Below are 21,427 nucleotides of genomic sequence, written 5' to 3'. Positions count from 1 at the left end.
CGCGAGCGCGCCCACTCCTCCCGGGTCGACCTGCGCGGCGAGGACCTCGCGGCGGGCGCGTCCGGGGTCAACCTCGTCGGCTACATCACCGTCTCGTCCCGGTCTCCAGAGGCGCTGGCCAGGGACAAGCGCACGATCCGCGCCTCGGCGGGTAAGTCATTCTTGAAGCTGGAATGGTGCGACCGCGAGCACCACCGCGCCTTCATCAATACCCTGCCTTTTGCCACCGGCGTGCGGAGGTAACTTGCGATGGCTCGTCAGGGAAGCGTGACCGACCTGCTCGCCGAGGCGTTCACCACGGTCGTCTTCGGGAAGAAGGACACCGCTCGGCTGCCCGTGCGCACGTCCTCCAACCAGGCCGCGGCGATCTACCTGCCGACCGCCGCCCCGGGCCTCGGAGACTCCGGTGTGATCATCGGACGAGAGGTCTACAGCGGAAAGGGCTACGTCTACGACCCCTTCCAGCTCTACGGCCAGCAGCTGCCCGCCCCGCACTGGCTGGTGCTCGGCGAGTCCGGCAACGGCAAGTCCTCGCTGGAAAAGACCTATGTGCTGCGCCAGCTGAGGTTCAAGGACCGCCAGGTGGTCGTGCTCGACGCGCAGGGCGAGGACGGCGTCGGCGAGTGGAACCTGCTCGCCCAGGCCTTCGGCGTCACCCCGATCCGGCTCGACCCGCACCAGCGCGGCGGGCAGGGCATCCGGCTCAACCCGCTCGACCCGGCGATCACCATGACCGGACAGCTCGCCCTGCTGCGCACCATCATCGAGGTCGCCCTCGCCCACCCGCTGGACGAACGTTCCGGCTACGCGCTCAAGGCCGCCCACGCCACTGTGCGGGCGCAGTCGCTGCGCGCGGGAGCCCAGCCGATCCTGCACGACATCGTCGAGGCGCTGCGCGATCCGAAGCCGAACGCGGCCGAGGAGATGAACGTCGCGCTCGACGAGGTGCGCGACTGGGGCCTCGACGTCGCGCTGGTGCTGGACCGCCTGGTGGACGGCGACCTGGCCGGGATGTTCGACGGCCCGACCACCGTCGGCATAGACCTGGACTCGCCGCTGATCGTGTTCGACCTGTCCACCATCGACCGCAACTCGATCGCGATGCCGATCCTGATGGCGATCGTCGGGGTCTGGCTGGAGCACACCTGGATCAAGCCGGACCGCAAGAAGCGCATCTTCCTGGTGGAAGAGGCCTGGCACATCATCAACTCGCCGTCGGTGGCGCAGCTGTTCCAGCGGCTGCTCAAGTTCGGTCGCCGGCTCGGCCTCTCCTTCGTCGCGGTGGTGCACCACCTGTCCGACGTGGTGGACGGCGCGGCGGCACGGGAGGCCGCGGCGATCCTGAAGATGGCCTCAACTCGTACGATCTACATGCAGAAGTCGGATGAAGCGCGCGCCACCGGCCGGGTCCTCGGCCTGCCGCGCTGGGCGGTGGAGATCATCCCGACTCTGTCACCGGGCATCGCGGTCTGGGACGTCAACGGCGATGTGCAGGTGGTCAAGCACATCGTCACCGAGATCGAACGGCCTCTGGTGTACACCGACCGCGCGATGACCGAGTCCGCGGCGGCGCTGGCGCTGCGTGAAGAGATCGAGGACGACGGGGAAGAGCTGCCGTTCGCGTTCGCCGAGCAGGAGCGAACCGCGCAAGAGCAGATCGCCGACACCGCGGAGGTGAACGGACGCGCCGTCGAAAGCGGCGGCATCCCCGCGAGCAGGGCGCTTCCCGCCGGGCGCTCCGTGCGGCCCGAGCAGGACGACCCCGATCTGACGGCGATCGCCGCGGCGGTCTTCGGCCCGCGCGCGGGCAAGCCGACACACAATCGTCAACGCTGAGCGGCGGGCTGCGCACTCCTGCCGCGTGCTCCGGCGACAGCGTGCTCCTCATTCAGCGCGTTTTATTCGGAGCGCTTTGCGCAGGGCCAGGTGTTGCCACAGAGGCAGTAGTCGGCATCCTGCGCAATGGCAACCAGCTCGTGGGCGACGTGTAGATCCGCCCTCGCCACGAGGCACTCATCGGTCTCTTGCGGCCGCGTACACGTCTCGGCGCTCGTGCGTTTGCTCGTGTTGTCGTACAGGACTGTGCCGGTCATGCGAACTCCTGAGGCAGAGAACGAGGCGTTACCCTGCGCAACGAACGCGTACCCTTCTGGTCACGCCATACGCGGCCACCGAGTTGAGCGCTGATCGGCGTTAAGCACTCATCGGGTCGCGTCACGGCCGCAGCCGATCTATCGCGACCAGCCGGGGGAGGCGACGCGGACCGAGCTGCCTGGTGACGTGGAGCACCCACGCGCGGCCCGGCGCCAGCTTGCCGCCGCCTCCACCCGCGCCCAGCAGCCGATCGTGTTCGCGCTGCGACCACGGCCGGCCGTTCACGACCGGCGCGTCAGAGTGCCCCGCGGCCACGCCTCGCCGCCGCGTCGCGGCGCCGGGCAGCGTCTTCTGCGACTGTCCGGCCCGCTTCGACGCCACCTGTTCCAACGCGGCGCGTATCGGCATCGACTGCGCCAGCCCGGCCTGGAAGAGCGCCGCGGCCAGCAGGTCGTCGAGCACTTCGGCGTGCGAGCACACCACGGTCGGCTCACCCTCCGCTATCAGGGCACGTATCCACGACGCCGCGGCCCGGGGCGCGGCCGCGTGTGCGGCTTCCGACAGCGCGGGGTCGATGTCGATGAGCGTGCGCTGCCTGCCCGCGAAGGGACGCATGGTGTCCACGCAACGTACCGCCGGCGACGAGACGATCCGCGGCCGGCCGAAACAGGAGAGCAGTTCCGTCAGCGCCTCAGCCTGCGCGTGGCCCTGCGCGACGAGCGGCCTCAGCCGGTCGTCCGGATACTTCTGCGACCGACGCTCGGCCGTACCGTGCCGCAGCAGCACGATCGGCACCGTGTCCACCGGGGCGGCCAGGAACGCGCCGAGCACCATCGCGTCAAGCCGCCGGGTCAGCCGGGCCAGTGCCTCCTCAGGGGTGAGCCAGGCCAGCCGGTCCACCTCGTGATTGGGCTCGAACCGACCACCGGCGTCGCCGTCCGGCAGCGCCTGCGCGGCCCAGTAACGCACCCGCTTGGTCGTGCCCGCGCCGAGCAGTTCGTAGCTGATCGCGGGCAGCCTGCGGCCGAGCACCAGGTGCTGCCCGGTCTCCTCGAAGACCTCGCGTACCGCGGTGAGCTGGATGTGCTCGCCGGGATCCTGCTTCCCCTTGGGGAACGACCAGTCGTCGTAGCGCGGGCGGTGGATGAGCGCGAGCTCGGGCCCGTCGGGACCGGGCCGCCAGAGCACCGCTCCCGCGGCCTCCACCGGACCGCCCGCGGCGGATTGGGTTCTGGTCAGCGCCATGGCAGCACCATGTTAACCAACGTGTGCGGCAAGAATCAGGCTCTTCGAGGTCAGCGGGCAGCGGCCGGGCGGCGATCTGCGCTCAGCGGTCCAGCCAGGCCCGCCGGTCCGGGTCGGCCGCCTGCGCCCACAGCGCGGGAAAGGCGAGCCGGGAACGCAGGATGCCCGCGCGCGCCTCGCCGAGCAGCCGGCCGAGCACGAATCCGGTCGGAGCGGCGATTCGCGGCGTCCGCGCGGCGCGCAGCAGCACGGTCGAGGCGACTGTGGCGTCCTGCTGTGTACCGAGCTCTTCGGTGATGACAGTCATCGCCTCGGCCAACTCCGCGGCGGGCTGCCCGGCGACCGGTACGCATACCTCGGCCGCGTAACGACACCGCTTGGCGGCTATTCGCAGCCGGTGCCACAGTTCGTCCGTCGCGTCGTCAGCCAGTGCCGACTGCGCGCTCTGCTTTCGCGGATCGGGCAATGCGGCGACGCGGCGTTCGGTGATCTCGAACGTGCGCGCCACCAGCGGATACATCGCCTCCGGCGCCGGCGCGAACGACTCGGGCAGCCCGGGCAGCGTCTCGGGCGCCAGCGCGAGCTGATCGGCCAAGGCGTGGAACCGCGGTCCGGCCAGCGCCGCGAGCGTCGTCTCGTGTGCGACCGCGTATTCGCGGTGCAGCATCCGGTCCAGCAGTGTCCGTGCCCTTACCATGCCCGGCGACTCGTCAGCCATGTCGTCGAGCGCCCCGAGCAGTCGTTCGCGCACGACCTCGATGTCACGTTCGGGGGCGACGATCTCGGTGAAATCGGCGATCTGCGCGGCGAGCTCGTCGGCCCAGCCCCCGTCCAGCAGCGGACGATAAGTGCGCAGCATCGAGCGGGAACGGCGACAGGCGACCCGGATCTTGTGCGAGGCCTCCGGCTTGCCTTCACGCAGCCGGGGCAGCTGGGCGAGGAACGCGGCGCTCTGCGCGGCGAGGTACGCGCGCAGCACGTCGAGCGCGGCAGGTACCGGTTCGGCGCTGTTCGCCACCGGCGCCCCGGTCCGCTGTTCCGCTTCTGTCACTTCGGCCCGCCCCGTTCCCTCATCACTTAGACGGATCGCGCACCGCGGTGCGGTGCGCTGTTTCCCGGCTCCGCGAAGCCGGGAGGTCTCGCCTTGTACCGTTCGTGCTTGTTCGGGGTGCGCGCCGGGCTACCCCATCCTGGCCCGTCGCGCCGCCAGCAGCTGGTTGCGCGCGTCGATGAACGATTCCTGCACGTCGCGCAGCGGCCGTCCGTCCGGCGCGGCGCGGCGGGTCCACTCGCCGTCCGGCCCCAGCTCCCAGCAGGCGGCGTCGTCCGCGAAGACCGTGTCGATCTGCGCGGTCAGCTCGCGTCGGTGCGCCGGGTCGGTCAGCAGCACCAGCGCCTCGACCCGGCGGTCGAGGTTGCGGTGCATCATGTCCGCCGAGCCGATCCACACCTCGGGCGGTTCGCCCGACGCGCGGCCGGTCGGCGTGGCCGGCGTCTCCTCGCCGAACACGAAGATCCGCGAGTGCTCAAGGAAGCGGCCGAGCACGCTGCGCACGCCGATGTTCTCGGACAGCCCGGGCACGCCGGGCCGCAGCGAGCACATCCCCCGCACGACCAGCTCGACGTGCACGCCCGCCTGGGAAGCCGCGTAGAGCGCGTCGATGATCGCCTCGTCCACCAGCGAGTTCATCTTCATCCGGATCCGCGCGGTGCGCGCCTTGCCGCGCGGCCCGCCGGCCAGTTTCTCCCGCTCCCGGTCGATCCGCTCGATCAACCCGTCGCGCAGCCCGTTCGGGGCGGTGAGCAGCCTGCGATACGTCGTGGTGCGCGAGTATCCGGACAGCCGGTTGAACAGGTGGGTCAGATCCTCGCCGACCTGCGGGTCGGTGGTCAGCAGGCCCAGGTCCTCGTACTGCCGCGCGGTCTTCGGGTTGTAGTTGCCGGTGCCTATGTGCGCGTAACGGCGCAGCCGGCTGCCTTCCTGACGCACCACCAGCGACAGCTTGCAGTGTGTCTTGAGCCCCATCAGGCCGTACACCACATGGCAGCCGGCTTGCTCCAGCTTTCGCGCCCAAACGATGTTGGCGTGCTCGTCGAACCTGGCCTTGATCTCGACCAGGACCAGCACCTCCTTGCCCGCCTCGGCCGCGTCGATCAGCGCGTCCACGATCGGCGATTCGCCGCTGGTGCGGTAGAGGGTCTGCTTGATCGCGCGCACGTCGGGATCGTCCGCGGCCTGCTCCAGGAAGGCCTGGACCGAGGTGGTGAACGAGTCGTAGGGGTGGTGCAGCAGGATGTCGCGCTGGCGCATAGCGGCGAACACGTCGATCGACGAGTTCGACTCGTACTCGGCCAGGTCCCGGTGCAGCGCGGTGGCGAACGGCGGGAACTTCAGCTCCGGGCGGTCCTCGCCGGCGACGGTGAACAGCCCGGTCAGGTCGAGCGGGGTAGGCAGGCTGAGCACCTCCTGCTCGCTGACGCCCAGCTCGCGCACCAGCAACTCGCGCACCGCCGGGTCGATCGTCTCCTCGACCTCCAGGCGCACCGGCGGCCCGAACCGGCGGCGCACCAGCTCGCGTTCCAGGGTCTCCAGCAGGTTCTGCGACTCGTCCCCCTCGACCTCCACGTCCTCGTTCCGGGTCACCCGGAAGGTGTGGTGGCCGAGCACCTCCATGCCGTTGAACAGGTGCGGCAGGTGAACCGCGATCAGCTCTTCGAGCGGCATGAAGCGCCCGGTGCTGACTTCGACGAAACGTGGCAGCAGCGGCGGTACCTTGACCCGGGCGAAGTGCTCGTTACCGGTCACCGGGTTGCGTACCAGCACTGCGAGGTTCAGCGAGAGCCCGGATATGTAAGGGAACGGGTGCGCCGGGTCCACGGCCAGCGGTGTGAGCACCGGGAAGATGCGCTCGCGGAAGAGCGCGTAGAGCTGCTCCTGCTGCTCGGCGTCGAGGTCGGTCCAGCGCAGGATCTCGATGCCGTGCTGGGCCAGTTCGGGGCGCAGTTGCTCCTGGAACACCTGTGCGTGCCGGGTCATCAGCACCCGGGTCTCGGCCCAGATCCGCTGGAGCACCTCGCGGTGGGTGAGCCCGGACGCGGTGGTCCCGGCGGCCCCGGTGGCGATCCGCCGCTTGAGCCCGGCGACCCGAACCATGAAGAACTCGTCGAGGTTGTTGGCGAAGATCGCGGCGTACTTCGCCCGTTCCAGCAGCGGCACTTCCTTGTCCTCGGCCAGTTCGAGCACCCGGCCGTTGAACTGGAGCCAGGAGGCCTCGCGGTCGAGGAAACGGGGAGGGTCGACAGCCGGTTCCATGATCCAACTCTCGCATGAAAAGATGAACGTCGGGTAGCGGCCGGAGGGACGCCGGGCGACTGAGGCGGGGCAAAGGCCCTCTCGTCCGCTTGGGAGAGCATTACCCCAATCCGTGCCGTTCGTACAGGGTGTCCACCGTCCGGCTCAGGAATCCGAGCGAGGTATAAAGCCGCACCGCCGGAGTGTTGTCCGCGTCTACATACAGAACGACGGTTTGTAGGCCAGATTGGGCTAAATGCTGTAACCCGACGAGGGTGAGCAGTCGTCCGAGTCCGCGCCCGCCCGCGCCCGGGTCCACCCCGAGCACGTAGACCTCGCCGACCGGGCCGGGGCCGTACGCGCCCGCAGGGTGCACCTTCGTCCAGTGGAATCCGAGCAACCCGCCCTTGCCCGGCCCGCCTTCATCCGGCTCGCCCGTGGCACGCGCCAGGAAGAACCCGGCCGGATCGAACCAGGGTTCGGCTTCACGCTCGGCGAGGTCCCGTTCCGTCCACCGGCCCTGCTCGGGGTGGTGCGCGAAGGCGCGCGCGTTGAGCGCGAGCCACGCCGCGTCGTCCTCGCCCGGCCGGAAGGTGCTCAACTCGACCCCCGGCGGCGTCGGGGGCACCTCGAAGACGCGCGGCCCGCCTGCCGGGTCGGCCAGCGAGAGCTCCAGCAGCCGCAGCTCGCGCACCGCGTAGAAGCCGGTCTTCGCCGCGAGCTGCGGCTGCCCGGGCAGCGCACCGTGTGCCCATACGTGCAGCGTTCCCGAGGTCTCGCCGAGTGCGGCCTCGACGAGTGCGCGAGCGATTCCGCGTCGCCGGGACCGTGGCGCCACGCACAGCTCCGCGGTGCGGTCCCCTTGCTCGTCGGCAGGGCTCAGGTAGAGATACCCGGTGATCGAGCCGGTGTCGATCGACTCGGCATCATCGGCGTCACCCGCGCGCCAGACGAAGTGGACGCAGCCCGCCCTGCCGTGCGCCAGCGCGAGCCGACCGTCCTCCGACAGCGGGGCGGTGCCGTCCGCCTCGGTGACCGTCTGCACCAGTGCTGCCGCTTCCGGCTGATCGGCGTCGGCGAGCCGGTCGGCCGCACGCTCCAAACCCGTGTTCGTATCTGTCACGGCCTCAGATTAGGCGTGAGAGTTGATCAGGCGCAGTGTCGATCAGATGCAGTGTCGATCAGGCGTGTCGATCAGACGCGCAGAGCCTCGCGCTCGGCGCGCTTCTCCGGGTTCACAAAACGGTAACCGACGTTGCGCACTGTGCCGATCAGCTGCTCGTGCTCGGCTCCGAGCTTCGCCCGCAGCCGCCGGACGTGTACGTCCACCGTGCGCGTACCGCCGAAGTAGTCGTATCCCCAGACCTCCTGGAGCAGCTGCGCCCTGGTGAACACCCGGCCCGGATGCTGCGCGAGGTACTTGAGCAGCTCGAACTCCTTGAAGGTCAGGTCGAGGATCCGGTTGCGCAGCCGTGCGGTGTAGGTCGCCTCGTCGATGGTCAGGTCGCCGTTGCGGATCTCCAGCGGGAGGTCCTCGGCACCTGTCGCGGCGGCCAGCTTGCCGACCGCCAGCCGGATGCGCGCCTCGACCTCGGCCGGGCCCGCGGTGTCGAGCAGCACGTCGTCCACGCCCCACTCCGCGGTCACCGCGGCGAGCCCGCCCTCGGTGGTTATCAGCAGCATCGGGCAGTCGAGGCCGGTGGTGCGCAGCACCCGGCACAGCGAGCGGGTCGCGGGCAGCTCGCGGCGGCCGTCAACCAACAGGACGTCGGCCGGGGCCGTGTCCATCAGGGCGGACGCCTCCGCCGGGGCGACGCGCACGGTGTGCAGGAGCAGGCCGAGCGCGGGAAGTACTTCCGCCGAAGGAGCCAGGGCGTTGGTCAACAGGAGGAGGGTGGCCATGAGGGTGGAGCTCCTTCCGCCGTGCCGCACGAATACCGGATGGATGGCGTGCGGCAGGCCCCGCGCCGCGGAGCCGGCTAGTGAGGCGTATGTAACGTGTCCGTAAAAAACACGAAGGATCCAGTGGCCTCGTCGCCCGGATCCTCTGAACGCATGGTAGCGGACATGGACGCGGTATGTCTGCGGGGTGTCGAACCTATCTCGCCTCGTTATCGCCTGTATGTCGACGCCGCACTGTAGGGTGCGTGAGATCTTTCGATCTGTCGTTCACTGCGTTACATGACCGGTGCGCGGGTACCGTTGCCTGTGCGCACGCCGAACCAGAGAAGTAAGGGGTGGAACCGGTGCGAGCGACAGGCACGGCGACCTTGCGTTACTGGGCCGCCGCGCGTGAGGCGGCGGGCACTGCCGAGGAGCAGACCGACGCGGTCACCTTGGCCGCCGCGCTCTCCACCGCCGTGGCCGAGCGCGGCGTGGACGGTGACCGGCTGGCCCGGGTGCTGCTGCGCTGCTCGTTCCTGGTCGACGGTCGGCAGGTCGGCAAGCGCGATCCCGGGACGGTGCCGCTGGATCCGGGCGCCGTGGTGGAGATCCTGCCTCCGTTCGCGGGCGGATGAGCCTGCGGCCATGAGCTACGGCTACGACTACGAGGCGTACGAGAGCGAAGACCCGTACGCCGCCTCAGATTCCGCCGCGCAATCGGATCCCACGCCGGGGCGGGGCCGTTGCCGCAAGGCCACGTCCGAGCCCGATCACACACCTGACTCAGCGCCCTACGATCCGGACCCGCAGTGGGAGCGCTCCGGCCTCGGCCGGGATCAGGATGCGTGGAACCAGCGCGGTGCCGATCCTGGCGCCAATCCCCGTGCGACTGCCGAAACGCCATACGCCGACAGACACGACGACGCCCGGCGCGACGGCACCAGGTACGCGGAACCGGTTCAAGACTTCGGCGGCGGATTCGCTCCCGGACGCGAGCGGGAACCGCTCCCGGAATCCAGACATGAGTCCAGGCATGAATCTAGGCATGAGTCCAGGCGCGAATCCAGACTCGAACCCGAGCCGACGTTAGAACCTCAGTTCGATTCCGCGCCGCAAATCACGCCGGACCACCCCCAGGCGACCGCCGCAGTCGGCGCCTCATCCCGTGCGGCCAAAAGCTCCGCTGGCCGGGGAGCGTTCGGCGCTGCCGGCTTGGCCGTGTTGACCGGCATCGGCGCGATCGCCGCCGCACCGGTGCTCGCCGTCGTGATAGGCCTCAGCCAGATCGGTTTGGCCGTCGGGTGGACCCGCTCCGTCGGTCTGCCGTACGCGCGCCGCACCGTGGTCCTCGTCGCCGGGATCGGCTTGGCCGCCGCGACGCTGGCCTACCGGCTGATACCCGATCGCGCTCCCGCCGCGATGGGTGCCGCGCTCGGCGCCGGATTCGTCTTCCTCGCCGCGGACCAGCTCTTCCGCAAGGACACCACCGCCGGTTGGCCCCGCAGTGAAGCCCTGGCCGCCGCGGCCGCCGGCGCCGCGTTCGCGGTGCTGCCGGCCGGGTACCTCGTCGCCCAGCGCAGCGACTCCGCGCTCGCCGGTGCGTGCGCCCTCGCGGCGGCTGTGGCAGTCCTCTCCTCTGCGCTCGTCGGCGGCGGTACCAGGCCGGTGGGCATCCTGGCCGGCGCTGCCGCGGCGACGGCGGTGGGGACGCTCACGGCCCTCTCGCTCAACGCCTCGGCGGGCTCGAAGGGCGGCGCGATGGGCGGGCTGATCTCAGGGGTCTTCGCCGTGGTCGGCGCACGTACCGCGGATCGGCTCGCCGCCGAGGGCAGCGACGTGCGTATCAGCGCTCAGGCACTCCCCGTGGCGTTCTCCGCGATAGGAGCGGTTATCGCCGCGCAGGTTCTGCGCTGACGTTTCGCCAGATCGGCTGTGGCTCAATCGCGGCTCGGTAGCCCACCTGAGCCCTCAAGCCACCGGCCAGTGCCACGAGCCGAACCGAGCGACTAGCCTCCACAGGGTGACTTCGCCGTACCCGGATCACTCGGACCGCTACCGCAGCAGCTCCTACGCAAATCAGCCTGGGGGCTACGCGCACTCGAAGGCGCCTGCCGGGCGTCGCCGCCGTGGACGCGTCTGGCTCATCGTGCTCGTGGTCCTGATCGGTCTGCTCGTCGGCGCCGACCGCGTCGCCGCCGCGATCACCGAGGACCAACTGGCCGCGAAGATCCAGCAGAGCCAGCACCTGAGTCAGAAGCCCTCGGTGTCCATCGACGGCTTCCCGTTCCTCACCCAGGTCGCCTCGCGTCGCTTCGATCACGCCACCGTCGACATCCACGACTTCGTCTCCGGTGGCGTTCCGATCTCACACATCCACACGGACCTGCGCGGCGTCCGCGTCTCCTCCGGCTACGACAGCGCGACTGTGGACGCGCTCACCGGCACCGCGACCCTCGACTTCACCGAAGTGTCCCAAGTGGTGAGCAAGGACATCTCCAACATCGGGCACATCACCTTCAGCCAGGGCACCGGGAACCAGGTCGAGGCCGCCTACGGCATGTTCGGCATCAACCTCACCGCAGACGTCGCGGTGAATCTGCTCAGCGGCAACGTGCTCGAATTCAGGACGGTCAAGGTCCACACGCCGCTCTCCGGCCTGGGTATCAGCATCCCCGGCGCGACGGACTTCGACTCCAAGATCTCGCTGAGCGCCCTGCCCTTCGGCATGCGGCTCACTAGTCTGCGGGTGACCTCGACCGGCGTGGACATCTCGGCGACCGGCACGAACGTCGTGCTCACCAGGAGCTCGGTCGGCTCTTCCGGCTGACGGCTCGCCCGGCTCGCCGTAGTCCGGCGGCCGACCGCCGCCGGACTACGCGTGTCGTACTGTCTTTCGGGTGACTTACCCCGTTTCAGGAGACGGTCAGCGTGCTGTGCTTCATCGAAGGATGAATGGAGCAGTGGAACGCGTACGACCCGGGAGTCTTCGGCGCGGTGAACGTGGCGGTCCCGTGCGCCGGCACGGTCACGTCGAATCCGCCGGCCGAGTCCGCGGTCACCGTGTGGTCCACCGAGTCGTCATTCATCACGGTGACCGTCGCCCCCGGCGCGACGGTCAGCGGACCGCTGAAGGCGAAGCTCTGGATCGTGATCGTGTCGGCCGCGGAGGCCGGCGCGCTCCCGTTTTCCGACGGCATCGCCGACATCGAGGCCGACGTCGACGCCGAGGTCGATGGGCTTGACGTGGTGTTGTTCGTCGAACTGGAGCAGGCGGCCGCACCGGCAAGGGCCAGGGCCGTGACGGCGGCACCCAAAATGCGCGAGGATCTGTCCATGCTCTGGGCACGGATGCGCGACCGCGCCGGTTCAGCTGAACGAAAGAGCTCGACCAGACGTGTTAACGGCGTGGCCACCAGCACAGAAGTTCTGGACGAGTCGGCACTGCGCCTGCTCTACGCGGAGCATGCCGGCCCGGTGCTCGCCTATCTGCTCAAGCTGACCAGAGACCGGGCGCGTGCCGAGGACCTGTTGCAAGAGACCATGCTGCGTGCCTGGCGCCGACCCTCCGCCTTCGAGCCGGGGCGCGGCTCCGTGCGCGCGTGGCTGTGCACCGTGGCACACAACCTGGTGGTGGACGACGCCCGCTCCCGTTCGGCCCGCCCCACGGAGACCGAACTGACCGAGTACACCGAGCAGCGGCCCGAAGAGGGTATGGACCCTTATGACGCGGCGCTGCGCGCCTGGGAGGTTGCCGACGCCCTCGCGGCACTCAGCGCCGAACACCGCGCGGCGATCATCGAGGTCTACTATCACCGGGCCACCGTCGCCGAAGCCGCACGCACCCTGGGCATCCCGCCCGGTACTGTCAAGTCACGCACGTTCTACGCGCTGCGCGCGCTGCGTCTCGCATGCCAAGAAAGGGGGATCACTCCGTGAACAACCGTGCTCCCCACTGCACCGCTCCCAACGACCCGTGGCTCCGCGAGGCGATGGGTGCCTACCTGCTCGGCGCGCTCGATCCGGCCGAGAGCGACCGTGTGGCGGTGCACTTGGCCGCGTGTTCGAGCTGTCGTTCCGAGTACGGAGAGCTCTCCGAGATGCTGCCCCTGCTGGCGTCGGTCAGCGAGATGGAGGCGGTCAACGGGCCGGTCAGGCCGGAGCCCGCGGTGCTCGGGCGGGTGCTGGAAAGCACGAACCGCCAGCTTCACGACGCCTCCGTGCAGCCGGAGCCGCGGCGCCGCCGCAAGCTGTGGCCCGGTCGTTCCACGCGCAGCCTGCGGACCCGGATCGTGCTGGCGGCATCGGCCGCCGTCCTGGTCGTCGGCGGGGTCGGCGCCGGAATGGTGATGTCCGCCGCGCAGAGCCTGCCGCCGGGCTCGTGGACCGCGACCACCATCACCAACCGTGCCACCAGCGGATACGCCGGTCATATCGACGCCACGGTCGACGTCTCCCCGAGCACACACGGCTCGTCGATCCATCTGCGGATGGACGACGTCCCGGCGGGTTACACCTGCACGATGGTCGTCATCGGCACCGCGGGCCAGCGCGAGGCCACCGGGACTTGGAAGGCCAACGCCGGAGGCTCGTTCGCCATCCCCGGCTGGACCTCCCTTGCACCGGACATGATCAGCTCGATCCAGGTGGACCTGCCCAACGGAAACACCCTGCTCACGCTGGACCATCCGCATTGAGCCGTCACTGCGCCGTCGGATGCTGAATCAATTGCTGAGACAAGCGTCTCGGTATCCGAGATGTTGGTGACATTCCGCCCAATGCGTACCTAGTATCGGCCGCATGAGACCCCAGGCAGAGCTCACCAAGCGGCGTGCAGTCGATCTGTGCCACGTCGCGGCCTGTCTGTGTCGCCGCTGACCGGCCCGCAAGCGGCAACGGTCGGCCAGCCGCGGCTTGAGCGCTTCAGCTCGCCGCTTGCGCAACGCGAGGCCGCAACGCAGGAGAAAACCGGGATACCGCCCCGGTGGGATGCTGCCCCGAAGGCCTCCCTTTCAGCGTCAACGCGAACCGGCAAATCGAACGCTTTGGAGGAACGAGCTCATGAGCCGCACCGACGTCCTGGTCGACGCCGACTGGGTCGAGGCACACCTCGACGATCCGAAGGTGGTCGTCGTCGAAGTGGACGAGGACACCAGCGCTTACGAGAAGAATCACATCCGCAACGCCATCCGGCTGGACTGGAAGCGCGACCTCCAGGACCCGGTCCGGCGCGACTTCGTCACGAAGGAGCAGTTCGAGGCGCTGCTCTCCTCGCGCGGCATCGTGAACGACGACACCGTGGTGCTTTACGGCGGCAACAACAACTGGTTCGCGTCCTACGCGTACTGGTACTTCAAGCTGTACGGCCACGGTGACGTCAAGCTGCTCGACGGCGGACGCAAGAAGTGGGAGCTGGATTCGCGCGACCTGGTCGAGCGGGTGCCCGAGCGGGCGGCCACCACGTACACCGCGCAGGCGCAGGACACCACGATCCGCGCCTTCCGCGATGAGGTCATCGCCGCGATCGGCGTGAAGAACCTGGTGGACGTGCGTTCCCCGGACGAGTTCTCCGGCAAGCTGCTCGCCCCCGCACACTTGCCGCAGGAGCAGTCGCAGCGGCCCGGCCACGTGCCCGGCGCCAAGAACATCCCCTGGTCCAAGTCGGCGAACGACGACGGCACGTTCCGCTCGGATGCCGAGCTGACCGAGCTCTACCAGGGCGAGGGCGTGGACCTGTCCAAGGACACCATCGCCTACTGCCGGATCGGCGAGCGCTCGGCGCACACCTGGTTCGTGCTGCACGAGCTGCTCGACCAGGCGAACGTGAAGAACTACGACGGCTCGTGGACCGAATACGGCTCGCTGGTCGGCGTGCCGATCGAACTCGGCGCGTAAGGAGAACCGGCAGTCATGTGCGGTGCGACCAAGGGCGGGCTGTCCCGGGAGGGGATCGACGTGGCGAAGGAAACCATCATCGAGGGCAGCGTGCAGCGTGACGGCGAGCCCGTCGTCGGCTACGTGCGCCTGCTGAACTCGGACGGCGAGTTCACCGCCGAGGTGCCCACCTCGGCGACCGGCGCCTTCCGCTTCTTCGCGGCGCCGGGCTCGTGGACCGTGCGCGCGCTGGTCCCCGGCGGCACCGCGGACCGCGCGGTGGTAGCCACGCAGGGCGAGGTGGCCGAGGTCCTGATCGCGGTCTGACCGCCGTCAGGGAGCTGTCAGAGAGCTGAACAAGCACGCCCTTTTTCTCCAGCAGCGTTCTCAGTAAACGAGGGCCTGAACCCCCTCGCCCAGCACCTCCTGGACGAACAGTTGCGCCCCGGCGATCCGTACGCCGGGGCGCACGTCTTTCTCCGTGATCTCCCGCCGGGCCGCGCACTGTGTGCACAGCGTCACCGTGCCCGACTCCAGCACCGCCGTGAGCAGATCCTCCAGCGGCGCCGCGTGGGGCAGCACGAACTGCTCGGCGTGGCCGGGCAGTGCGAACCACGCGGACTCCCCGGTCAGCCACAGCGAGACCTGCGCGCCGCAGGACACGCCGATCGCCGCCACCGTGAAAGCCTGCGAGCAGCGTTCCGGCGAGTCCATGCCCGCGGTGACCTTGACCACCAGCTTCTTCGGACCATTCGTTTGTGTCATGGTCATGAGCGTAGCCAGCCGCCGGTGTGCCCATAGACTGGTGGGCGTCAGCCAGCCGTAGCCGTCACGCATCCCGGAGCGCGCCGCGTGGAGATCTTCTTCACCACCCTGCTCGTGGTGGTCTTCCTGCTCGTCACCTGGTTCGCCGGGTTCGTCGTGGTGAAGCTGTTCAAGGGTCAGACCCGCTAGCCGTCCGGGAGCGCCGCGCAATGCCCTTCGAGGTCCCCGCCGACCTGGACCCGGTCCTGTTGCCGCTCGCCTTCCTGCTCGGCCAGTGGGCCGGGGCCGGCCTCGGCCAGTACCCCACCATCGAGGACTTCCGCTTCGGCCAGGAGATCAGCTTCTCCTACGTGCCGGGCAAGACCTTCCTCGACTACGAGTCCCGCTCCTGGCGGATCGACGAGGACGGCCGCAAGGTCGAGCCGCTCGCCCGGGAACACGGCTACTGGCGCCCGCAGCCGGACGGCAAGACCATCGAGGTCGTGCTCGCCCACCCCACCGGCGTCGTCGAGATCTGGCACGGCGAGTTGGACAACGGCAAGATCGAGCTGACCACCGACGCGGTCGCCCGCACCGCCACCGCGAAGGATTATTCGAGCGGCCACCGGCTCTACGGCCTGGTCAGGGGCGACCTGTACTGGACCTTCGACATGACGGCGATGGGCAAGCCGCTACAGAACCACCTGGCCGCCCAGCTCAAGCGGGTCGGCGCCTGAAGCGCCCGATGCGCCCGGCGTGCATCGGAGCGCTTCCGCAGCGGCGCGCCGCGCCCGCCCGGCGGCCGTAGACTTTGTCCGTGGGCAGTGCGGGTGAGCTGTCGGATCTGACGAAGCAGCTACGGGCCAAGGGGTATCGGTTGACCCCGGCGCGCCAGCTCGTGCTCAGCGCGGTCTCCGGCCTCGAACACGCCACCCCGGACGCGATCTGCGCCGAGGTGCAGCGCACCGCGAGTTCGGTCAACCTCTCGACCGTGTACCGCACCCTCGAACTGCTCGAAGAGCTCGGCCTGGTCACCCACACCCACCTCGGGCACGGCGCGCCGATCTACCATGCCGCCGCCGAGGCGCAGCACCTGCACCTGGTCTGCCGGGTCTGCGGCCGGGTGGCCGAGGCCCGGCCGACCGTCGCCGATCCGCTGGTCGAGAAGCTGCGCGTCGAGCTGGGCTTCGAGATCGACGTCGCGCATTTCGCCATCTTCGGCCGCTGCGCCGACTGCCTGGCGCGCGCCGCGGAGCCGGAATGAGCGGGGAGCCGGAACAGAACGTCGGAATAGCCGTCCGGAAAACGAGGTTGGCCAAGGCATGCCTGATCCCACGAGCCGCAGCCCGTTGCTCGATCTGCCCGGAGCAGTGCCCGCGGACGCCCCGGACGAGGGCGTGGCCGCGCACTACGGCAATCCGCACGCCGAGCAGCGCGCGCTGGCCGGCGGGACCGGCTATGTGGACCTCTCGCACCGCGGCGTCGTGCGCATCAGCGGCCGGGAGCGGCTCAGCTGGCTGCACTCGCTGCTCACCCAGCATCTCAGCGAGCTGCCGCCGCACACGCCCACCGAGGCGCTGCTGCTCGACCCGCAGGGCCGTGTCCAGCACGCGCTCTACCTCGTCGACGACGGCGAGGCGACCTGGGCGCACGTCGAGCCCGGGGCCGCGCCCGAACTGGTCGCCTACCTGACCAAGATGCGCTTCCTGCTGGACGTCGATCCGCAGGACGTCACCGCCGACTACGCGATCGTCCACGAGGCGGGCGAACACGGGATCACCGACGACAATCCCGGCACGCCGGAGGTCCTCGTCCGCGCGCCGGTCCTGTTCGCCGACGCCGTCCCCGGCCGTGAACTGTTCCTGCCGCGTCATGCGCTCGCCGAGTATGCGAAGACGCACGACAAGCCCGCCGGGATCTGGGCCTACGAAGCGCTGCGCATCGCCTCGCATCGTCCGCGCGCCGGTCTGGAGACGGACGAGCGCGCCATCCCGCACGAACTGGACTGGATCGGCAGCGCCGTCCACCTGGACAAGGGCTGCTACCGCGGCCAGGAGACGGTCGCCCGGGTGGAGAACCTCGGCCATCCGCCGCGCCGCCTGGTCTTCCTGCACCTCGACGGCACGCCGGAGCACCTGCCCGCCCCCGGCGACCCGGTCGAGCACGACGGCCGCACGATCGGCGCCGTGACGTCGAGCGCGCGACACTACGAGCTCGGGCCGATCGCGCTCGCCCTGGTCAAGCGGACCGTCCCGGTCGATGCCCCGCTGTTCGCAGGCGGCGTGGCGGCGGCGCAGGAGGTCGTGGTCTCGCCGGAGGCCGGCGGCAACGCCCGCGAACGCTTGCGCGATCGCTGAGAGCGACCAAAGGGCAGCGTCCGCCCCGGATTAGCTCCTCCGACCGGGTGACAGTTATCGCTACGAAGGCCGCATCGCCGGACACCGTGCGACGATGCACAACAGGCGCGGCCGGCAGGCCGGGCCTCGATCCGGGGGACGGCGTTTCCCCCAAGCTCCATGGGGGTTCGATGACCGAACCGACCACGACCGACCCGGCCGCGCACGGCCCGCTCGCGCCGGAGCCGAGCCCGCGTCGCCGCATCGACCGGGTGCTCGATCGTGCGTTCGTAGCGAACCTGCCCGCCGTGCCGCTGACAGTGCTGCGCGAGCGGCGTGCCGAAGCGAGTACGGAGGAGAGCGACCTGTCGTATCTTCGGCGCGTGCTGCACGGTCGGCTGGACATAATCGCCGCCGAGACCGCGCGGCGCGCCGACGGTGACGAGAGCCCCCTGGTCAGCCGACTGACCGAGATCCTCTCCGATGCGCCGTCCAGCCGGGTCGCCTCGGCCCGGCACCTGCCGCTCGGCACCGGCGACGCCACGGCCGGGGAGTATCGCCTCGCGCTGGAGGCCAGGCTGCGCGAACTTGCCGTGCCCGATCTGGCGACCTGCTCGGACCAGACGCTGCGGGACGCCGCCGCGATGTTGTCGGCCTTCGAGCGCGAGGTGTCCGAACTGCGTAGAAGAGTCCAGATCATTGTCGACGAGTGTGCCGCGGATCTGGCTCGCAGGTACCGTGAGGGTGAGGCGGCCATCGACGATCTCCTCGTCGCGGATTGACGGCTGCACCCAGTCGCCGCCTCGCCACCCCGAGAGCGGAGACAACGCATCCCGATGAACGGCGCCCCCGACCCCACACACATATCGTCAGACAACACCCTCTCGTCTGACACTTCTTCACATTCAATGCATGATCTCGGCGACGCGGTCCTCGCCGAGATCGTCCGCTCCGGTTTCGTCGAGGGCCGGCACCGTGGCCGCCTAGTCCTGCTCGCCGCGGACGGCCGCGTCCAACTCGCCCTTGGCGACGTGCACGCGCCGGTCCTGCCGCGTTCGTCCAACAAGCCGATGCAGGCCACCGGCCTGCTTGACGCGGGACTCGAACTCTCCGGTACGCAACTGGCTCTCGCCGCGGCCAGCCACGCCGGCGAGCCCTTCCACGTCGACGGCGTGCGCAAGATCCTGGCCGGGGCCGGACTCGACGAGTCGGCCCTGGGCACCCCGCCGAGTCTGCCGCTCGACGACGACGAACGTCACGCCTGGCTGTTCGCGGGCCGCGGCCCCGAACCGATCTTCTCGGACTGCTCAGGCAAGCACGCCGCCATGCTCGTCACCGCGGCGCGCAACGGCTGGGAGACGAAGACGTATCTCGATCCGGCGCATCCGGTGCAAGTCGCGGTGCGTAAGGCGATCGAGCGGCTGTCAGGCGAGCAGATCGCGCACACGGCCGTGGACGGATGTGGCGCCCCACTGCTCGGTATCTCCCTTGTCGGTCTCGCAAGGGCGTTCCGCGCCTGCGTGACCGCCGCGCCCGATGCCAATCCGCGCAAGGTCGCCGACGCGATGCGTGCGCACCCCGAATATGTCTCAGGCACGCACCAACTGGACACTTACGCGATGAAGGCGGTCAGCGGGCTGCTTGCCAAGTCCGGCGCGGAAGCCGTACACGCCGCCGCACTGCCCGATGGCCGTGCGCTCGCCTTCAAGATCTCTGACGGTTCGAAGCGCGCCAAGCCGGTCATCCTCGTCGAGGCGTTGCGTCGCCTAGGCGTGGAATCCGGCGCGCTCGACCAGATCGGCACCGTGCCTTTGCGCGGAGGCGGTGTGGTGGTCGGCTCCATCCGCGCTGCCGCTTGGTAAGGCCGGCAACCGATCCGCGACACCATCGACCGCTGACTACGTCTGGCTGGGAAGGTCCTGCATCTCCGGCATCTGCCGCGGCGGTTCCGGCCGGACGAGCTTCGTCGGGATGGCTACTGCCGCGATGATCGATCCGGCGGCGAGCAGCCCGGCGCACAGATACATCGCCATGCGGTAGACCGGCCCCAGCGCCGCCGGGTCCGTCAGATTCCCGGTGCCGAGGCCTGCGGCCAGCGGCAGTACGGCGACGGCCAGCAGCCCGGCGGCGCGTGCGACCGCGTTGTTGACCCCGCTGGCGATCCCCACGCGGCTCTCGTCGACCGAGCCGAGCGCGGTGGCGGTGAGCGGCGCGACGTTCAGTGACAGCCCGAGTCCCATGAGGACTACGCCGGGCAGCACGTCGCTCAAGTACGCCGCGTGTGCGCCGACCCGGGCGAACAGCAGCATCGCCACCGCGCAGATCAGCGGTCCGATCGTCATGGGAATGCGCGGGCCGATGCGTTGAGCCAGCGCGCCGGCCCGCGCGGACAGCAGCAGCATCACGATCGTCGTCGGAAGAATCGAGGTCCCGGCGGCCAGCGGCGAGTACCGCACCACGACCTGGAGGTTCAACCCGACCAGGAAGATCATGCCGCCGAGCGCCGCGTACACCACGAAGGTCGCCAGATTCGCCGCCGTGAACGCCTTCGAGTGGAAGATGTCGAGCGGCAGCATCGGATGCCGGGCCTGCCGTTCCGCGATCACGAAGCCGATCAGGGCGACTACTCCGACGCTCAGCGACGCGATCACGCTCGCCGAGCCGGGCCCGGCCGCAGGCCACGCGGTGAACCCGTACGTCAGCCCGGCGAGCGCGACCGCCGCCAGCACGACGCCCGGCAGGTCCAGGCCCTGCCCCGCGTCCGGATTGCGCGTCTCGGGGATGTGCTTCAGCGCCACCGCGACGACAATCGCGGCGAGCGGCACGTTGATCAGGAACACCAGCCGCCAGGTCGCCGCCTGCACCAGCCACCCGCCGAGGAACGGCCCCAACGCGCCCGCGATGCCGCCGAGCCCCGACCACGCGCCGATCGCCCTGCCCCGGTCGTCCGGGTGGAACGAGGAGTCGATGATGGCCAGCGAACCGGGAGTGAGCAGCGCGCCGCCGATGCCCTGCACCACGCGCGCGGCGATCAGCACCTGCACGTCCGGCGCCAGCCCGCACAGCAGCGAGGCCAGTGCGAACCAAGTGACCCCGGTGACGAAGATGCGCCGCCGCCCGAAGCGATCACCCAGCGAGCCGCCGAGCAGGATCAGCGCGGCGAGCGTGAGCGCGTACCCGTTGACGGTCCACTGCAACGCGGCGGCCCCGGCGTGGAAGTCGCGGCCGATGCGCGGCAGCGCGACGTTGACCACCGTTGCGTCGATGAAGGAAAGCGCCGAGCCGAGCACCGTCGCCAGCAGCACCCACCGTCCGGCTGGCTGGCCATAGCGCACCAGCCTTGGCTGCGGCGCGCTCGCTGTCACGGTCACGGCGGTTCCTCCGGTCGCGGGGGCGGGGGCTCAGACTTTTGCCCGTGCCCGATCATCGGGCACAGTCGCTTGCCAGCTACCGTAAGTCTCCGGTCCGACGGGAAATTCCGCACCGCGCACAGTGCAAGCGCCACATATGTCAGGACCCAGACGCGGACGTGATCGCTCGGCCGTAACCGCTCCGCAGTAACCGGGCAGGCTTCACCAACCGTCCGGAGTAACGGGAGTACCCACAACGGCCTCGCCGCCCGGGAACGTCGGATCGTCGTTCGTGACGTAGTCGGCGGAGCTGCCAGTTGGAGCGCGTTGGCGACCTTTGTGGCACAGCAGCCGAAGCCGAACAGGACAACGTATTGAGATGCCGCCGACGGGAGTCGCTTAACTCGCGCTAGCGCTCGCTTGCAATTGCAAGCAGTGTGGCGCACACTGAACCCGTGGCGAACCTTCTCGGGCCGAAGCATGTGGCGCAACTCGGCGCGTACATCCGCGAGCAGCGGGAGAACGCGCAGTACTCGCTGCGGCAACTGGCTCAGGCGGCGGGGGTGTCGAATCCCTACCTCAGCCAGATCGAGCGTGGTTTGCGCAAGCCG

General features: G+C 69.6%; 22 protein-coding genes and 2 pseudogenes. 16 read left to right on the top strand and 8 right to left on the bottom strand.

Annotated features, from left to right (window positions below; all coding sequences use genetic code 11):
- Both VGS97_RS21100 and VGS97_RS21095 read left to right on the top strand, forming a co-directional pair.
- Positions 1-243: pseudogene (locus VGS97_RS21100) on the top strand (hypothetical protein); the annotation flags it as partial.
- Positions 244-249: 6 nt separating this feature from the next.
- A pseudogene (locus VGS97_RS21095) lies at positions 250-1,635 on the top strand (ATP-binding protein); the annotation flags it as partial.
- Positions 1,636-2,214: 579 nt separating this feature from the next.
- Here the strand turns inward: VGS97_RS21095 and VGS97_RS21090 are convergent.
- The 5 genes from VGS97_RS21090 to VGS97_RS21070 all read right to left on the bottom strand — a co-directional run bounded on the left by VGS97_RS21090 (position 2,215) and on the right by VGS97_RS21070 (position 8,533).
- Complete coding sequence (locus VGS97_RS21090) at positions 2,215-3,339, bottom strand: NUDIX hydrolase (RefSeq protein ID WP_326855334.1); 1,125 nt, start codon at positions 3,337-3,339, stop codon at positions 2,215-2,217.
- Positions 3,340-3,421: 82 nt separating this feature from the next.
- Positions 3,422-4,390 carry a CHAD domain-containing protein gene (locus VGS97_RS21085; protein WP_326855333.1) on the bottom strand — a complete coding sequence of 323 codons (969 nt, stop codon included), beginning with the start codon at positions 4,388-4,390 and terminating at the stop codon, positions 3,422-3,424.
- 129 nt (positions 4,391-4,519) lie between these two features.
- The gene (locus tag VGS97_RS21080) at positions 4,520-6,652 is read right to left on the bottom strand and encodes an RNA degradosome polyphosphate kinase (protein ID WP_326855332.1); all 2,133 of its coding nucleotides are present in this window, start codon (positions 6,650-6,652) and stop codon (positions 4,520-4,522) included.
- Positions 6,653-6,752: 100 nt separating this feature from the next.
- On the bottom strand, positions 6,753-7,754 hold the full coding sequence (mshD, locus tag VGS97_RS21075) for a mycothiol synthase (protein ID WP_326855331.1): 1,002 nt from the start codon (positions 7,752-7,754) through the stop codon (positions 6,753-6,755).
- Between the two features lie 71 nt (positions 7,755-7,825).
- Positions 7,826-8,533 (bottom strand): response regulator transcription factor, encoded by a 708-nt coding sequence (locus VGS97_RS21070; RefSeq protein WP_326855330.1) that lies wholly within the window; start codon positions 8,531-8,533, stop codon positions 7,826-7,828.
- 344 nt (positions 8,534-8,877) lie between these two features.
- Here VGS97_RS21070 and VGS97_RS21065 point away from each other — a divergent pair, with 344 nt between their 5' ends.
- The 3 genes from VGS97_RS21065 to VGS97_RS21055 all read left to right on the top strand — a co-directional run bounded on the left by VGS97_RS21065 (position 8,878) and on the right by VGS97_RS21055 (position 11,342).
- Positions 8,878-9,150 (top strand): MoaD/ThiS family protein, encoded by a 273-nt coding sequence (locus VGS97_RS21065; protein ID WP_326855329.1) that lies wholly within the window; start codon positions 8,878-8,880, stop codon positions 9,148-9,150.
- 577 nt (positions 9,151-9,727) lie between these two features.
- Positions 9,728-10,429 (top strand): hypothetical protein, encoded by a 702-nt coding sequence (locus VGS97_RS21060; protein ID WP_326855328.1) that lies wholly within the window; start codon positions 9,728-9,730, stop codon positions 10,427-10,429.
- 106 nt (positions 10,430-10,535) lie between these two features.
- Positions 10,536-11,342: a DUF2993 domain-containing protein gene (locus tag VGS97_RS21055; protein WP_326855327.1), complete on the top strand. Its 807-nt coding sequence runs from the start codon at positions 10,536-10,538 to the stop codon at positions 11,340-11,342.
- Positions 11,343-11,427: 85 nt separating this feature from the next.
- Here the strand turns inward: VGS97_RS21055 and VGS97_RS21050 are convergent, their stop codons facing one another.
- A complete protein-coding gene (locus VGS97_RS21050) occupies positions 11,428-11,712 on the bottom strand; it encodes a cupredoxin domain-containing protein (RefSeq protein WP_326855326.1) in 285 nt (94 codons plus the stop codon).
- 118 nt (positions 11,713-11,830) lie between these two features.
- On the opposite strand from VGS97_RS21050, the gene VGS97_RS21045 reads away from it, so the two are divergent.
- The 5 genes from VGS97_RS21045 (at position 11,831) to VGS97_RS21030 (ending at position 14,713) form a co-directional block, all read left to right on the top strand.
- Positions 11,831-12,451: a sigma-70 family RNA polymerase sigma factor gene (locus VGS97_RS21045; RefSeq protein ID WP_326855337.1), complete on the top strand. Its 621-nt coding sequence runs from the start codon at positions 11,831-11,833 to the stop codon at positions 12,449-12,451.
- Positions 12,448-13,209: a zf-HC2 domain-containing protein gene (locus VGS97_RS21040; protein ID WP_326855325.1), complete on the top strand. Its 762-nt coding sequence runs from the start codon at positions 12,448-12,450 to the stop codon at positions 13,207-13,209. The genes VGS97_RS21045 and VGS97_RS21040 overlap by 4 nt, the downstream gene beginning before the upstream one ends.
- 103 nt (positions 13,210-13,312) lie before the next feature.
- Entirely contained in the window at positions 13,313-13,390 is a 78-nt protein-coding gene (locus VGS97_RS29840; RefSeq protein WP_414641773.1) for an Ms5788A family Cys-rich leader peptide, read from the top strand.
- 183 nt (positions 13,391-13,573) lie between these two features.
- The gene (locus tag VGS97_RS21035) at positions 13,574-14,407 is read left to right on the top strand and encodes a sulfurtransferase (protein ID WP_326855324.1); all 834 of its coding nucleotides are present in this window, start codon (positions 13,574-13,576) and stop codon (positions 14,405-14,407) included.
- A gap of 15 nt (positions 14,408-14,422) precedes the next feature.
- Positions 14,423-14,713 (top strand): DUF1416 domain-containing protein, encoded by a 291-nt coding sequence (locus VGS97_RS21030; protein ID WP_326855323.1) that lies wholly within the window; start codon positions 14,423-14,425, stop codon positions 14,711-14,713.
- A 60-nt stretch (positions 14,714-14,773) separates the two neighbouring features.
- Here the strand turns inward: VGS97_RS21030 and VGS97_RS21025 are convergent, their stop codons facing one another.
- Positions 14,774-15,151: a DsrE family protein gene (locus tag VGS97_RS21025; RefSeq protein ID WP_326855322.1), complete on the bottom strand. Its 378-nt coding sequence runs from the start codon at positions 15,149-15,151 to the stop codon at positions 14,774-14,776.
- Positions 15,152-15,360: 209 nt separating this feature from the next.
- Between VGS97_RS21025 and VGS97_RS21020 the strand changes: the two genes are divergently transcribed.
- From VGS97_RS21020 to VGS97_RS21000, 5 genes are all read left to right on the top strand, one after another.
- Entirely contained in the window at positions 15,361-15,867 is a 507-nt protein-coding gene (locus VGS97_RS21020; protein WP_326855321.1) for an FABP family protein, read from the top strand.
- 80 nt (positions 15,868-15,947) lie between these two features.
- Positions 15,948-16,394: a Fur family transcriptional regulator gene (locus VGS97_RS21015; protein ID WP_326855320.1), complete on the top strand. Its 447-nt coding sequence runs from the start codon at positions 15,948-15,950 to the stop codon at positions 16,392-16,394.
- 58 nt (positions 16,395-16,452) lie between these two features.
- Positions 16,453-17,487, top strand: a complete 1,035-nt coding sequence (locus VGS97_RS21010) for a YgfZ/GcvT domain-containing protein (protein ID WP_326855319.1) — start codon at positions 16,453-16,455, stop codon at positions 17,485-17,487.
- A 170-nt stretch (positions 17,488-17,657) separates the two neighbouring features.
- The gene (locus VGS97_RS21005) at positions 17,658-18,248 is read left to right on the top strand and encodes an aerial mycelium formation protein (RefSeq protein ID WP_326855318.1); all 591 of its coding nucleotides are present in this window, start codon (positions 17,658-17,660) and stop codon (positions 18,246-18,248) included.
- A 126-nt stretch (positions 18,249-18,374) separates the two neighbouring features.
- The gene (locus VGS97_RS21000) at positions 18,375-19,328 is read left to right on the top strand and encodes an asparaginase (RefSeq protein ID WP_326855317.1); all 954 of its coding nucleotides are present in this window, start codon (positions 18,375-18,377) and stop codon (positions 19,326-19,328) included.
- Between the two features lie 36 nt (positions 19,329-19,364).
- Here the strand turns inward: VGS97_RS21000 and VGS97_RS20995 are convergent, their stop codons facing one another.
- Positions 19,365-20,831, bottom strand: a complete 1,467-nt coding sequence (locus VGS97_RS20995) for a DHA2 family efflux MFS transporter permease subunit (protein ID WP_414641772.1) — start codon at positions 20,829-20,831, stop codon at positions 19,365-19,367.
- 440 nt (positions 20,832-21,271) lie between these two features.
- On the opposite strand from VGS97_RS20995, the gene VGS97_RS20990 reads away from it, so the two are divergent.
- On the top strand, positions 21,272-21,427 hold a 156-nt coding region (locus VGS97_RS20990; protein ID WP_349262203.1), incomplete at its 3' end, for a helix-turn-helix transcriptional regulator.

The sequence above is a fragment of the Actinocrinis sp. genome (assembly GCF_035946395.1).
In the GTDB taxonomy this organism is placed as follows: Bacteria; Actinomycetota; Actinomycetes; order Streptomycetales; family Catenulisporaceae; genus Actinocrinis.
Note: the sequence above shows the minus strand (reverse complement) of the source record. Positions and strands in the feature narration are given on the sequence as shown.